At 51.5% G+C, this 14,921-nt stretch carries 8 protein-coding genes and 4 rRNA genes; 11 read left to right on the plus strand and 1 reads right to left on the minus strand.

The window, feature by feature from the left end:
- The first annotated feature begins 63 nt into the window (after window positions 1-63).
- The 3 genes from MT343_RS02615 to MT343_RS02625 all read left to right on the plus strand — a co-directional run bounded on the left by MT343_RS02615 (window position 64) and on the right by MT343_RS02625 (window position 2,311).
- Window positions 64-855 carry an SH3 domain-containing protein gene (locus MT343_RS02615; RefSeq protein WP_145471084.1) on the plus strand — a complete coding sequence of 264 codons (792 nt, stop codon included), beginning with the start codon at window positions 64-66 and terminating at the stop codon, window positions 853-855.
- Entirely contained in the window at window positions 825-1,490 is a 666-nt protein-coding gene (locus tag MT343_RS02620) for an outer membrane beta-barrel domain-containing protein (protein ID WP_145471083.1), read from the plus strand. Before MT343_RS02615 ends, MT343_RS02620 begins: the two co-directional genes overlap by 31 nt.
- Window positions 1,491-1,576: 86 nt before the next feature.
- On the plus strand, window positions 1,577-2,311 hold the full coding sequence (locus MT343_RS02625; protein WP_145471082.1) for a fibro-slime domain-containing protein: 735 nt from the start codon (window positions 1,577-1,579) through the stop codon (window positions 2,309-2,311).
- A gap of 83 nt (window positions 2,312-2,394) precedes the next feature.
- On the opposite strand, the gene ilvC is transcribed toward MT343_RS02625, so the two are convergent.
- The gene (ilvC, locus tag MT343_RS02630) at window positions 2,395-3,882 is read right to left on the minus strand and encodes a ketol-acid reductoisomerase (protein ID WP_145471081.1); all 1,488 of its coding nucleotides are present in this window, start codon (window positions 3,880-3,882) and stop codon (window positions 2,395-2,397) included.
- Between the two features lie 142 nt (window positions 3,883-4,024).
- Here ilvC and ilvY point away from each other — a divergent pair, with 142 nt between their 5' ends.
- The 8 genes from ilvY to MT343_RS02670 all read left to right on the plus strand — a co-directional run bounded on the left by ilvY (window position 4,025) and on the right by MT343_RS02670 (window position 14,857).
- The gene (gene ilvY, locus MT343_RS02635) at window positions 4,025-4,900 is read left to right on the plus strand and encodes an HTH-type transcriptional activator IlvY (protein WP_145471080.1); all 876 of its coding nucleotides are present in this window, start codon (window positions 4,025-4,027) and stop codon (window positions 4,898-4,900) included.
- A gap of 35 nt (window positions 4,901-4,935) precedes the next feature.
- Window positions 4,936-5,739, plus strand: a complete 804-nt coding sequence (gene pssA, locus MT343_RS02640; protein WP_371736687.1) for a CDP-diacylglycerol--serine O-phosphatidyltransferase — start codon at window positions 4,936-4,938, stop codon at window positions 5,737-5,739.
- A gap of 110 nt (window positions 5,740-5,849) precedes the next feature.
- Window positions 5,850-6,845, plus strand: a complete 996-nt coding sequence (msrP, locus tag MT343_RS02645; RefSeq protein ID WP_145471079.1) for a protein-methionine-sulfoxide reductase catalytic subunit MsrP — start codon at window positions 5,850-5,852, stop codon at window positions 6,843-6,845.
- A gap of 15 nt (window positions 6,846-6,860) precedes the next feature.
- Window positions 6,861-7,475 (plus strand): sulfite oxidase heme-binding subunit YedZ, encoded by a 615-nt coding sequence (locus MT343_RS02650; protein WP_145471078.1) that lies wholly within the window; start codon window positions 6,861-6,863, stop codon window positions 7,473-7,475.
- Between the two features lie 600 nt (window positions 7,476-8,075).
- Window positions 8,076-9,610, plus strand: a 16S ribosomal RNA gene (locus MT343_RS02655).
- A 216-nt stretch (window positions 9,611-9,826) separates the two neighbouring features.
- Window positions 9,827-12,715 (plus strand): 23S ribosomal RNA (locus MT343_RS02660).
- A gap of 151 nt (window positions 12,716-12,866) precedes the next feature.
- Window positions 12,867-12,982, plus strand: a 5S ribosomal RNA gene (gene rrf / locus MT343_RS02665).
- A 340-nt stretch (window positions 12,983-13,322) separates the two neighbouring features.
- Window positions 13,323-14,857 (plus strand): 16S ribosomal RNA (locus tag MT343_RS02670).
- Together the 16S, 23S and 5S rRNA genes form the textbook arrangement of a ribosomal RNA operon.
- Window positions 14,858-14,921 lie beyond the last annotated feature (64 nt).

The raw sequence follows: 14,921 nt of genomic DNA on the forward strand, positions 1-14,921 counted from the left end.
TGCCAGACAGCCGGAAGGCCTTTTCCGTAAGATGCCCGCCGAATCTGTTATGACGGCATCATCATGCAACAACACCTGATACTGGCGCTGAGCCTTTGTCTGGGGGCTTCTGTCGCCCTGGCGCAACAAGACAAACCGGCACAGCAGGAAAAACAACCTCCACAAGTTTCCAGTGAAGATATTGATCAGGCCCTGAAAGTGAAGGTGATTGATCCGTTTCTTGAGCTGCATACCGGCCCGGGGCGTGGTTATCCGGTTATTTATGTGGTGGAAAAAGGCGAAGAGATTGCAGTGGTCAGTCGCCGTACAACCTGGTATCTGATCGCCGACCGGCGCGGTAAAACCGGCTGGGTGACCCGTGAGAGCCTGGCGCGGACACTGCTGGAAACCGGCACGCCAGTGGCGTTACCGGAAACCCGCCACGGTGATTTTTTACGTCACAAAGCGCGTCTTGGTTTTACTGTCGGCCAGCAGGAGGGCTCCGAACAGGTAAGTCTGCTGGCGGGTTATCGCCTGAGCCGTAATTTTGGTATCGAAGCAGAATATGGTCAGTTGTTCGCAGATACCGTCGATGGTTACCAGCGCTCGGTCAGCCTGATTGTTGAACCGACGGATCGCTGGTCTTTCACTCCTTTTTTGTCAGCGGGATTTGGTCGTCAGGAGTTGCAGCTGAAAGAAAAACTGCCTGGCAATAAACCGGTTAACGATGATTTCCGCAGTTTAGGCATTGGTGTAAATGCCTACATCGGTTTCAACTTCGTATTACGCGGTGAATACCGCAATCTGACAATATTTTCAGACAATGACACAGTGAGTAACGCAATATGGCGAATTGGTTTCAGCAGTTTCTTCTGACGGCAGCAGTGTTGCTGCTCAGCCCATTGGCATTGTCTGCAGAAGAGGGTAATGATGGATCGGTGGTGATTAATCCGATCAAAATTATTGAGCCGGATGTTCAGCAAAGCAAAAATGATCAGGCAAAAATCGACAATGAAGTGTTCGAGGCTGGTTTTTTCCTGGGCATGATCAGTATCGAAGATTTCGGCACACATCCGCTATATGGCGTAAAAGCGTCATTTCATGCGACGGAAGATTTTTTCCTGCAGGCAAACTATGGCCGCAGTGAAGCCGGCCGTACAAGCTATGAAACCATTAATGGCAGTGGCATTAATATTCTGACCGATGCCGAACGGGAATACAGTTATTACGATGTTCTGGTGGGCTACAACCTGTTCCCTGGTGAAACCTTTGTTACCCGTAATCTGACGTTTAATTCTGCATTTTATCTGGTTGGTGGTGTTGGTAATACGCGTTTTGCCGGGGATGAGCAATTTACTCTGGTGATTGGCACAGGTTACCGCATTATTTTTTCAGACTGGCTGACCTGGAACCTGGATTATCGTGACCACATGTTTGACACGGAGCTGTTGGGGCATAAGAAGCAGACGCACAACATTGAATTTGCTACCGGGTTAACAGTTTTCTTTTAATTGCATAACGGTTTGTAAACACAGGTCGCATTTTGTAGTCGTCATTCCGTTTACTATGCTGGTGTTACTTTAAGGTTGGAGGCTTTATGGCTAGTCGGAATTTCGCAACAGGTATGCTGCTGTCTGTTTTACCGCTCGTTTTCAGCAATATCAGTGTTGCCGGTTCACCCTCAGACTATAGCGAAGCCTGTGAGTGCAAAACCTCAGAGAATGGTACGCGTACCATTCCGGTTTTAATCCGCGACTTTAAAACCAGCCATCCGGATTTTGAAACCATGGATGGTGTCGATTATGGCATCGTAAAAGAAGATCTGGGTGACGATGGACGTCCGGTTTACGCGCATGAAGGCCGCAGCAGAACGACAACGGGCAAAGCCAATTTTGACCAGTGGTATCGTGATGTTCCGGGCGTGAATATGGCCATCAGCAAGAATCTGACGATTCGTGAAATTGCTTCAGGCTTCTGGGAATACAGTAACCACAGTTTCTTCCCGATTGACCGTGAAGGCTTCGGTAATCAGGGAAATTATCATAATTACCACTTCACGCTGGAAACACATCTGAAGTTTTATTATGTGCCGGGCGGCCACTTTACCTTCCGCGGTGATGATGACCTGTTTCTGTTTATCAACGGTAAGCTGGCGATGGATATCGGTGGTGTTCATGGCATGATCGAGAAAACCCTCGATCTGGATCAGGTTGCCGAGCGTCTGGGGATTGAGCCTTACCATACCTACTCTTTTGATCTTTTCTTTGCTGAACGCCACACCACTGAGTCGCATTTTAAATTTCAAACCACACTGGAGCTTGAATGCCTCTGATCCGGATTATATAAGCGGATAAGCAGACATAAAAAAACCCGGCAATTGCCGGGTTTTTTATTACTGCGGGTTAAAGCACAAAATCAGTTGGCTTCAACGATGCGCTTCATGTCAGTCATGTAGCCACGCAGTTCCTGACCAATCCACTCAACCGGGTGGTTGCGGATGTTTTCGTTCACTTCGATCAGGCGCTTGTTGTCTACAGAGTTAGACTTCAGCTTCAGGCCTTTACCGATAACGTCGGTGCTGATGTGTGGCATGAACTTTTCGCGCAGCAGAGGTACAGCAGCGTGAGAGAACAGGTAGTTACCGTACTCAGCAGTATCGGAAATAACCACGTTCATTTCGTACAGCTTACGACGGGCGATGGTGTTGGCGATCAGCGGAGTTTCGTGCAGAGACTCGTAGTACGCAGATTCTTCAACGATGCCGCTCTCAACCATGGTTTCGAACGCCAGTTCAACGCCGGCTTTGATCATGGCAACCAGCAGGATGCCGTGGTCGAAGTATTCCTGTTCGTTGATTTCAACGTCAGAAGCCGGTGCTTTTTCGAAGCCGGTTTCTGCCGTTTCTTCACGCCAGGTCAGCAGGTTTTTATCGTTGTTGGCCCAGTCAGCCATCATGGTGCGGGAGAATTCGCCGGTCATGATGTCGTCCTGATGCTTGCGGAACAGAGGACGCATCAGTTCTTTCAGTTCTTCAGCCATGTCGAACGCAACGATTTTCGCCGGGTTGGACAGACGGTCCATCATGTTGGTGATGCCGCCGTACTTCAGCGCTTCAGTCACGGTTTCCCAACCGTACTGGATCAGCTTGGCTGCGTAGCCTTCGTCGATACCGTCTTCAACCATTTTCTCGAAGCCCAGGATCGCACCGGTCTGCAGCATGCCGCACAGAATGGTCTGCTCGCCCATCAGGTCAGACTTAACTTCAGCAACGAAAGAAGATTCCAGACAGCCAGCGCGGTGACCGCCAGTACCGGCAGCCCATGCTTTAGCGATGTCCCAGCCTTCGCCTTTAGGATCGTTTTCAGGGTGAACAGCGATCAGGGTCGGAACACCGAAACCACGCTTGTACTCTTCACGCACTTCAGAACCCGGGCACTTAGGAGCAACCATTACAACGGTCAGGTCAGGACGAATCTGCATGCCTTCTTCAACAATGTTGAAACCGTGGGAGTAGCCCAGGCAAGCGCCTTCTTTCATCAGCGGCATAACAGCAGAAACAACGGCAGTGTGCTGCTTGTCTGGCGTCAGGTTGATCAGCAGGTCAGCCTGTGGCACCAGCTCTTCGTAAGTACCAACAACGAAACCGTTGTCAGTCGCGTTTTTCCAGGACTGACGCTTCTCAGCGATGGCTTCAGCACGCAGGGTGTAAGACACGTCCAGACCGGAATCGCGCATGTTCAGACCCTGGTTCAGGCCCTGAGCACCACAACCAACGATCACAACTTTCTTACCTTTCAGGAATTCGGCTTCGGAAGCGAATTCAGAACGGTCCATAAAACGGCAGCGGCCCAGCTGATCCAGCTGTTGACGCAGGTTCAGAGTATTGAAGTAGTTAGCACCCATCTCTGGCTCCTTAAATTGAGGTTATGTGGATTAAAAAACGTTGCGGCGAATAGTAGGGGAAGATGGCTGTTGCGTAAAATGCTATATTTGCGCCGTCTCGTTGCGTTTTATGCAACGACCTTATTTTGGCTAAGGAAATACGATGGATTACAAGGACTTGCAGGTGTTCCTCAGTCTCAGTTCGCTGCAGCATCTGGGTAAAGCCAGTCAGCAATTACATATGAGTGCGTCGACACTGAGTCGCCGTCTGGCGCGGATGGAGGAAGAAGCCGGGGCGCAGCTGTTCAGTCGTGACAGTTCACCCCTGCAGCTGACACCGGCGGGCGAGCTGTTCCGTCAGCACGCTGAGCAGACCCTGCTCAGCTGGGAGCAGTTGCGCAGTGCGGTGGGAACTCAGGTCAGCAATCTGAGCGGCCGGCTGACACTGTATTGCTCCGTTACCGCCAGCTACAGCTTTCTGGCGGACTTATTGTCGCGCTTTCGTGAAAAATATCCGCAGGTCGATCTGCGTATTCATACCGGCGATGCGGCGGAATCCATTCCCCGGGTCGAGTCCGGCGAGGCGGATGTGGTGATTGCCGCGCGTCCGGAACAGCTGGCTGGCGGTCTGACTTTTAAAGCCATGGCGGCATCACCGCTTCTCTTTATAGCGCCCCGCGCACCGGGAGCGGTGCTGCCACTGAATCAGACGGAGATCGACTGGGCGCAGGTGCCGATGGTGTTGTCGGAATCTGGTCTGGCACGCACCCGCGTTAACCGCTGGTTTGCCGCACGCAATATCGCCCCGCATATTTATGCTCAGGTAACGGGTAATGAGGCGATCGTCAGTATGGTGGCACTGGGAGTAGGCGTTGGTGTGGTGCCGGAGCTGGTGTTGCGCAACAGCCCGATGGCTGGCCGGGTGCGGGTTTTAAATGTGCAGCCGGAACTTGAACCCTTTGCCATTGGTCTGTGTGCCCAGAGTCAGCGTTTGCAGGAACCCCTGTTGCAGGCGTTATGGAAGACAGCCGCCATTTAATGCCTCATAATGAGCGGTTCTACTGAGGTGTGTTTATGAGCCTGCAACAAATGAATGATGACAACAAGGTTGTACCCCTGATGGATAACGAAGACGAGAACGGACGTAAGTCTGCCAAGTGGCCGGGACGCAAAGGCATTTACCTGTTGCCGAACCTGTTCACTACCGGTGCCTTGTTCTCCGGCTTTTATGCGGTGGTGGCCAGTATGAACGGCCATTTCGAAAACGCGGCGATCGCGATCTTTATTGCCATGATCCTCGATGGTCTGGACGGACGTGTTGCCCGCCTGACCAATACCCAGAGTGATTTTGGTGCTGAGTACGACAGTCTGGCGGATATGGTGTCCTTCGGTGTGGCACCAGCGCTGGTTGCGTTCAGCTGGGCACTGCAGGATCTGGGTAAGATTGGCTGGGTGGGTGCTTTTATTTATGTCGCCGGTGCGGCATTGCGTCTGGCACGTTTCAATACCCAGCTGGCGGTGGCCGATAAAAACTTCTTTACCGGTCTGGCCAGTCCGGCGGCGGCAGCTATTGTGGCTGGTACCGTATGGGTGTTCAGTGAAACCGGAACACCGGGTGCGGAAATCGCCTGGCTGATGGCTGTTGTAGTGCCGGCTGCGGGTTTGTTGATGGTCAGCAACTTCCGCTACCACAGCTTTAAAGGTCTGGATCTGCGCGGCAAGGTGCCGTTTGTTGCCATGCTGGCTGTAGTCTTCGTGTTTGTCGTGGTCTCCATTGATCCGGCCAAGGTACTGCTGGGCGTGTTTATGACCTACGCGCTGTCGGGTCCGGTGTATGAAGCCTGGCTGCGTCTGCGTGAAAAAAGAGCCAAAGGTTGAATTCTTAGCTCAATTTGAGTCTAACCTTGCTCTGAGTCTTCCCGCGCGTTATCTGCTCTTATCCGGAGCCGGCGCGGGAAGGCGGTTAAACCGCCAGCCGAGGAGCTTCCATGATTATTAAGCCGCACAATCCCTCCGATCCTTTAGCGTCCGAAATCACTCCTCACTCCCTCTATCTTAAGCGTCGCCAGTTTATTGGTCAGGGTGCGGCATTAGCATTTGCTGCCAGTGCTTTGCCGGTTCAGGCGTTGCAGAGTCGTGAAGATCCGGGCAGTAGTGGCTCGCCCTGGCTGCGGGAGCAAATAGGCTCTGCGCGTGAAACCGCGTTTGGCGAAGATGAGGTGCTGACGCCCTACAGCAGTGTTACTCAGTACAACAACTTCTATGAATTCGGTACCGGTAAAGATGACCCCTACCGTTATGCCAGTAAGCTGAAGACTGATCCATGGTCGGTGACTGTGGATGGTGAGTGCGAAGTAAAAGGTACCTTCTCCCTTGAAGATCTGCTGAAAGGGCAGCAGCTGGAAGAGCGCATTTATCGTCTGCGCTGCGTCGAAGCCTGGTCGATGGTTATTCCCTGGATTGGTTTTCCGTTGGCAGATCTGATTAAACGCTTCAAGCCACTGGCCAGCGCTAAATACATTGAATTCATCACGCTGGAAGATAAAAAGCAGATGCCGGGTCAGCGCTCGGCTTTCTCAACCATCGATTGGCCTTACAGGGAAGGTCTGCGTATGGATGAGGCCATGCACCCGCTGACGCTGATGGCGGTCGGGTTGTATGGTGAAGTGCTGCCTAATCAGAATGGTGCGCCGTTGCGGTTAGTGGTGCCGTGGAAGTACGGCTTTAAAAGCATCAAGTCGATTGTTGCCATCCGCTTCCGCGAAACCATGCCGCGCACGACCTGGAATGACATTGCACCGAATGAGTACGGCTTCTATGCCAATGTGAATCCGCAGGTTGATCACCCGCGCTGGAGTCAGGCCAGTGAGCGGCGCTTACCATCTGGTCTGTTCAAACCAAACCGGATTCCGACGCGTCTGTTTAACGGTTACAGCGAAGTCGCTTCTCTCTATTCAGGCATGGACCTGCACAAGTACTACTGAACCAGGATTGTTTGCATGATCAGGCTGCGCCGCATTGTTCTCTTCTTATTAGGTATCACGCCATTCCTGTATATAGGTCAGGCAATCGTTCGGCTACAGTCTGGTGAATGGGATATTTTAGGCCCGGAGCCGGGGAAGGCGGTTGTCTGGTTTACCGGTACCTGGGCATTTAACTTCCTGCTGCTGACACTGGCGGTCACACCGCTGCGCCGTTTACTGAAACAGCCCTGGCTGATTCAGCACCGCCGTATGCTGGGCTTGTTTGCTTTCTTCTATGCCTCTCTGCACTTACTGTCTTACTTTGCGTTTCTTCTGGAGTGGCGTTTCGCTGAATTGGGGGCTGAAATTATTAAGCGGCCTTATTTACTATTAGGTATGACAGCCTGGTTGTTGCTGCTGCCATTGGCCGTGACATCCACCCGTGGCTGGCAACGGCGGCTGAAGCAGGGATGGAAGCGCCTGCATAAGTTGATTTATCCGTTATCTGTTCTCGTGGCGGTTCATTATCTGCTGCAGATCCGTTCTTCGTGGTTTGAACCAGTGTTGTATGCCGCGCTCGTACTCTGTCTGCTATTACTGCGGTTGCAGAAAGCCACGGTCACGAAGCACACTGATGGACATAATAGTTAAGTAATGTAAAAAGCAGTTGACCCCCGGATTCATATCCCTATAATGCGCCCCTCTTGACCGCTACGGTGTGTTGAGGAAGTTGAAAAAAGCTTTATTTTTCAATGACTTGCAAGATTTTCACGAATCGGCGGTCACTGAAAAAATCTCGAAAAAGGTGTTGATTTCGGTCAGTAAGAGCGTAGAATACGCCACCTGCTTTGAGAGTGATCCGGAAGGGTTACTTGAAGCTGAGTTAAGTAGTTGATTTTAAAAGAAATTTTGAAGGTTAACGCTTGACACGATCTGAAGGTGCTGTAAAATGCGCCGCCTGGCTCGGGAAGCGAAAGCGGAAAGATTCAGAGAGTTAAGCGGTTGAAAAGATTCAAAAAAATCGCTTGACACCAAGAGCTGCTTCTATAGAATACGCAGCCCGCTTTGAGAGAAACGAAGCGATGTTCTTTAAAAATTCAAGCATTAAGTAATTCGTGTGGGTGCTTACTGAGACGCTCTGGAGACAAAGCATTATCAAGTAAGAACTCGTCGATAATTCATTTATGAAGCAAAGACAGTTTTATTCTTGAGCAAGATTTAGATTGGATATTCCTCCAGTCGAAACTTTTTAAACTGAAGAGTTTGATCATGGCTCAGATTGAACGCTGGCGGCAGGCTTAACACATGCAAGTCGAGCGGTAGAAAGTAGCTTGCTACTTTTGAGAGCGGCGGACGGGTGAGTAATGCGTGGGAATCTACCTGGTAGTGGGGGACAACAGTTGGAAACGACTGCTAATACCGCATACGCCCTACGGGGGAAAGCGGGGGATCTTCGGACCTCGTGCTATCAGATGAGCCCGCGTGAGATTAGCTAGTTGGTGGGGTAAAGGCCTACCAAGGCGACGATCTCTAGCTGGTCTGAGAGGATGATCAGCCACACTGGGACTGAGACACGGCCCAGACTCCTACGGGAGGCAGCAGTGGGGAATATTGGACAATGGGCGCAAGCCTGATCCAGCCATGCCGCGTGTGTGAAGAAGGCCTTCGGGTTGTAAAGCACTTTCAGCGAGGAGGAAAGGTTGTAGCTTAATACGCTGCAGCTGTGACGTTACTCGCAGAAGAAGCACCGGCTAACTCCGTGCCAGCAGCCGCGGTAATACGGAGGGTGCAAGCGTTAATCGGAATTACTGGGCGTAAAGCGCGCGTAGGTTGTTTGTTAAGCGAGATGTGAAAGCCCCGGGCTCAACCTGGGAACTGCATTTCGAACTGGCAAGCTAGAGTACAGTAGAGGGTGGCGGAATTTCCTGTGTAGCGGTGAAATGCGTAGAGATGGGAAGGAACATCAGTGGCGAAGGCGGCCACCTGGACTGATACTGACACTGAGGTGCGAAAGCGTGGGGAGCAAACAGGATTAGATACCCTGGTAGTCCACGCCGTAAACGATGTCTACTAGTTGTCGGGAGACTTGATCTCTTGGTAACGAAGCTAACGCGATAAGTAGACCGCCTGGGGAGTACGGCCGCAAGGTTAAAACTCAAATGAATTGACGGGGGCCCGCACAAGCGGTGGAGCATGTGGTTTAATTCGAAGCAACGCGAAGAACCTTACCTACTCTTGACATCCTGCGAACTTTCGAGAGATCGATTGGTGCCTTCGGGAACGCAGAGACAGGTGCTGCATGGCTGTCGTCAGCTCGTGTTGTGAAATGTTGGGTTAAGTCCCGTAACGAGCGCAACCCTTGTCCTTAGTTGCCATCATTTAGTTGGGGACTCTAAGGAGACTGCCGGTGACAAACCGGAGGAAGGCGGGGACGACGTCAAGTCATCATGGCCCTTACGAGTAGGGCTACACACGTGCTACAATGGCCGGTACAGAGGGTCGCGAAGCCGCGAGGTGGAGCTAATCTCACAAAGCCGGTCGTAGTCCGGATTGGAGTCTGCAACTCGACTCCATGAAGTCGGAATCGCTAGTAATCGTGAATCAGAATGTCACGGTGAATACGTTCCCGGGCCTTGTACACACCGCCCGTCACACCATGGGAGTGGGTTGCTCCAGAAGTAGATAGCCTAACCTTCGGGAGGGCGTTTACCACGGAGTGATTCATGACTGGGGTGAAGTCGTAACAAGGTAGCCCTAGGGGAACCTGGGGCTGGATCACCTCCTTAAACGATACTTCAGTCGTCTCAGTTAAGTGCTCACACGAATTGCTTAAATGCTTTTACACGAACCCTCGTGGTTTTGTGTTGTTCTTTAAAAATTAGGATACATGAGAATTGAGATTCTCAAGCGAACTTGCAGTTGCTTGGCGATAGCAATTAACTCCACACCATAAAGTTTTGTTCTTCATAGCTTGTAAGAACTGAAACGGTTTGGGGTTATATGGTCAAGTGACTAAGCGTGCACGGTGGATGCCTTGGCATCTGGAGGCGATGAAAGACGTAGTAGCCTGCGATAAGCTTCGGGGAGGTGGCAAACAACCTTTGATCCGGAGATCTCTGAATGGGGAAACCCACCCGTCATAAGGCGGGTATCACACACTGAATACATAGGTGTGTGAGGCGAACGCGGAGAACTGAAACATCTAAGTACCCGCAGGAAAAGAAATCAACCGAGATTCCCTAAGTAGTGGCGAGCGAACGGGGACCAGCCCTTAAGCTGTTTTGTGGTTAGTAGAACGCTCTGGAAAGTGCGGCCGTAGTGGGTGATAGCCCCGTATACGAAAACCTATAAGCAGTGAAAACGAGTAGGACGGGACACGTGATATCCTGTCTGAATATGGGGGGACCATCCTCCAAGGCTAAATACTCCCAGATGACCGATAGTGAACCAGTACCGTGAGGGAAAGGCGAAAAGAACCCCTGTGAGGGGAGTGAAATAGATCCTGAAACCGTGTACGTACAAGCAGTGGGAGCCGACTTAGTTCGGTGACTGCGTACCTTTTGTATAATGGGTCAGCGACTTAATGTTAGTGGCAAGGTTAAGCGAATAGCGGAGCCGTAGGGAAACCGAGTGTTAACTGCGCGTATAGTCGCTAGCATTAGACCCGAAACCGGGCGATCTATCCATGAGCAGGTTGAAGGTTGAGTAACATCAACTGGAGGACCGAACCCACTACCGTTGAAAAGTTAGGGGATGACTTGTGGATAGGAGTGAAAGGCTAATCAAGCCCGGAGATAGCTGGTTCTCCTCGAAAGCTATTTAGGTAGCGCCTCGTGTCTAACCATGGGGGGTAGAGCACTGTTAAGGCTAGGGGGTCATCTCGACTTACCAACCCTTTGCAAACTCCGAATACCCATGAGTTCAATCACGGGAGACACACGGCGGGTGCTAACGTCCGTCGTGAAAAGGGAAACAACCCAGACCGTCAGCTAAGGTCCCAAAGTTACAGTTAAGTGGGAAACGATGTGGGAAGGCTAAAACAGCTAGGAGGTTGGCTTAGAAGCAGCCACCCTTTAAAGAAAGCGTAATAGCTCACTAGTCGAGTCGGCCTGCGCGGAAGATATAACGGGGCTCAAACTGTACACCGAAGCTACGGATGCAATTTATTGCATGGTAGAGGAGCGTTCTGTAAGCCGTTGAAGGTCAAGGTGTGAACCAGGCTGGAGGTATCAGAAGTGCGAATGCTGACATAAGTAACGACAAGGGGAGTGAAAAACTCCCCCGCCGGAAACCCAAGGGTTCCTGTCCAACGTTAATCGGGGCAGGGTTAGTCGGCCCCTAAGGCGAGGCTGAGAAGCGTAGTCGATGGGAAGCGGTTTAATATTACCGCACCTCTTTATAGTGCGATGGGGGGACGGAGAAGGCTAGGCCAGCACGGCGTTGGTTGTCCGTGTTTAAGGTGGTAGGCAGAGGACTTAGGCAAATCCGGGTCCTTAATGCCGAGAACTGATGACGGTGACTCTACGGAGTCCGAAGTGGTCGATGCCATGCTTCCAGGAAAAGCCTCTAAGCTTCAGCTATAAAGAGACCGTACCCCAAACCGACACAGGTGGGTAGGTAGAGAATACCAAGGCGCTTGAGAGAACTCGGGTGAAGGAACTAGGCAAAATGGCACCGTAACTTCGGGAGAAGGTGCGCCGGTTTTGGTGAAGGACTTGCTCCGTAAGCTGAGACCGGTCGAAGATACCAGGTCGCTGCAACTGTTTATTAAAAACACAGCACTCTGCAAACACGAAAGTGGACGTATAGGGTGTGACGCCTGCCCGGTGCCGGAAGGTTAATTGATGGGGTTATCTTCGGAGAAGCTCTTGATCGAAGCCCCGGTAAACGGCGGCCGTAACTATAACGGTCCTAAGGTAGCGAAATTCCTTGTCGGGTAAGTTCCGACCTGCACGAATGGCGTAATGATGGCGACACTGTCTCCACCCGAGACTCAGTGAAATTGAATTCGCAGTTAAGATGCTGCGTTCCCGCGGCTAGACGGAAAGACCCCGTGAACCTTTACTATAGCTTCACAGTGAACTTTGAATTGGCTTGTGTAGGATAGCTGGGAGGCTTTGAAGCAGAGACGCCAGTCTTTGTGGAGCCAATCTTGAAATACCAGCCTGGTCAATTTGGGGTTCTAACTCTGGTCCGTTATCCGGATCGAGGACACTGTGTGGTGGGTAGTTTGACTGGGGCGGTCTCCTCCCAAAGAGTAACGGAGGAGCACGAAGGTCGGCTAATCCTGGTCGGACATCAGGAGGTTAGTGTAATGGCACAAGCCGGCTTAACTGCGAGACAGACACGTCGAGCAGGTACGAAAGTAGGTCATAGTGATCCGGTGGTTCTGTATGGAAGGGCCATCGCTCAACGGATAAAAGGTACTCCGGGGATAACAGGCTGATACCGCCCAAGAGTTCACATCGACGGCGGTGTTTGGCACCTCGATGTCGGCTCATCACATCCTGGGGCTGAAGCCGGTCCCAAGGGTATGGCTGTTCGCCATTTAAAGTGGTACGCGAGCTGGGTTTAGAACGTCGTGAGACAGTTCGGTCCCTATCTGCCGTGGGCGTTTGAGATTTGAGAAGAGCTGCTCCTAGTACGAGAGGACCGGAGTGGACGAACCTCTGGTGTTCCGGTTGTCACGCCCGTGGCATTGCCGGGTAGCTACGTTCGGACAGGATAACCGCTGAAAGCATCTAAGCGGGAAACCTCCTTCAAGATGAGATCTCACTGGAACTTCGAGTTCCCTGTAGGGCCCTGGAAGACTACCAGGTTGATAGGTCAGGTGTGTAAGTGCTGTGAGGCATTGAGCTAACTGATACTAATTGCCCGTGAGGCTTGACCATATAACACCCAAACCCGGTAAGGGTTGATTGAATACGACAAGCAACTGCTTGTTCGCTTGAGAATCTCTTCACTTAACAGTGACTCATGTATCCGCCCTAATTTGAAGTCATGTCGCAGAACGCGTAAGACGACCAGCTTCATAAAGGTTTGCTTGACGACAATAGAGCTGTGGAACCACCTGAATCCATTCCGAACTCAGAAGTGAAACGCAGCATCGCCGATGGTAGTGTGGGGCTTCCCCATGTGAGAGTAGGTCATCGTCAAGCTCTTATTCAAAGCCCCAGTAACGAAAGTTACTGGGGCTTTTTCACTATAAGTGTAAGCATATGATTTTCAGTGTTTACAGTCAGACGATTAGTTGAAAAGATTTAAAAAATCGCTTGACACCAAGAGCTGCTTCTATAGAATACGCAGCCCGCTTTGAGAGAAACGAAGCGATGTTCTTTAAAAATTCAAGCATTAAGTAATTCGTGTGGGTGCTTACTGAGACGCTCTGGAGACAAAGCATTATCAAGTAAGAACTCGTCGATAATTCATTTATGAAGCAAAGACAGTTTTATTCTTGAGCAAGATTTAGATTGGATATTCCTCCAGTCGAAACTTTTTAAACTGAAGAGTTTGATCATGGCTCAGATTGAACGCTGGCGGCAGGCTTAACACATGCAAGTCGAGCGGTAGAAAGTAGCTTGCTACTTTTGAGAGCGGCGGACGGGTGAGTAATGCGTGGGAATCTACCTGGTAGTGGGGGACAACAGTTGGAAACGACTGCTAATACCGCATACGCCCTACGGGGGAAAGCGGGGGATCTTCGGACCTCGTGCTATCAGATGAGCCCGCGTGAGATTAGCTAGTTGGTGGGGTAAAGGCCTACCAAGGCGACGATCTCTAGCTGGTCTGAGAGGATGATCAGCCACACTGGGACTGAGACACGGCCCAGACTCCTACGGGAGGCAGCAGTGGGGAATATTGGACAATGGGCGCAAGCCTGATCCAGCCATGCCGCGTGTGTGAAGAAGGCCTTCGGGTTGTAAAGCACTTTCAGCGAGGAGGAAAGGTTGTAGCTTAATACGCTGCAGCTGTGACGTTACTCGCAGAAGAAGCACCGGCTAACTCCGTGCCAGCAGCCGCGGTAATACGGAGGGTGCAAGCGTTAATCGGAATTACTGGGCGTAAAGCGCGCGTAGGTTGTTTGTTAAGCGAGATGTGAAAGCCCCGGGCTCAACCTGGGAACTGCATTTCGAACTGGCAAGCTAGAGTACAGTAGAGGGTGGCGGAATTTCCTGTGTAGCGGTGAAATGCGTAGAGATGGGAAGGAACATCAGTGGCGAAGGCGGCCACCTGGACTGATACTGACACTGAGGTGCGAAAGCGTGGGGAGCAAACAGGATTAGATACCCTGGTAGTCCACGCCGTAAACGATGTCTACTAGTTGTCGGGAGACTTGATCTCTTGGTAACGAAGCTAACGCGATAAGTAGACCGCCTGGGGAGTACGGCCGCAAGGTTAAAACTCAAATGAATTGACGGGGGCCCGCACAAGCGGTGGAGCATGTGGTTTAATTCGAAGCAACGCGAAGAACCTTACCTACTCTTGACATCCTGCGAACTTTCGAGAGATCGATTGGTGCCTTCGGGAACGCAGAGACAGGTGCTGCATGGCTGTCGTCAGCTCGTGTTGTGAAATGTTGGGTTAAGTCCCGTAACGAGCGCAACCCTTGTCCTTAGTTGCCATCATTTAGTTGGGGACTCTAAGGAGACTGCCGGTGACAAACCGGAGGAAGGCGGGGACGACGTCAAGTCATCATGGCCCTTACGAGTAGGGCTACACACGTGCTACAATGGCCGGTACAGAGGGTCGCGAAGCCGCGAGGTGGAGCTAATCTCACAAAGCCGGTCGTAGTCCGGATTGGAGTCTGCAACTCGACTCCATGAAGTCGGAATCGCTAGTAATCGTGAATCAGAATGTCACGGTGAATACGTTCCCGGGCCTTGTACACACCGCCCGTCACACCATGGGAGTGGGTTGCTCCAGAAGTAGATAGCCTAACCTTCGGGAGGGCGTTTACCACGGAGTGATTCATGACTGGGGTGAAGTCGTAACAAGGTAGCCCTAGGGGAACCTGGGGCTGGATCACCTCCTTAAACGATACTTCAGTCGTCTCAGTTAAGTGCTCACACGAATTGCTTAAATGCTTTTACACGAACC

It is taken from the genome of Venatorbacter sp. C2-1, assembly GCF_022832715.1.
In the GTDB taxonomy this organism is placed as follows: Bacteria; Pseudomonadota; Gammaproteobacteria; order Pseudomonadales; family Oceanobacteraceae; genus Venatoribacter; species Venatoribacter alkanivorans.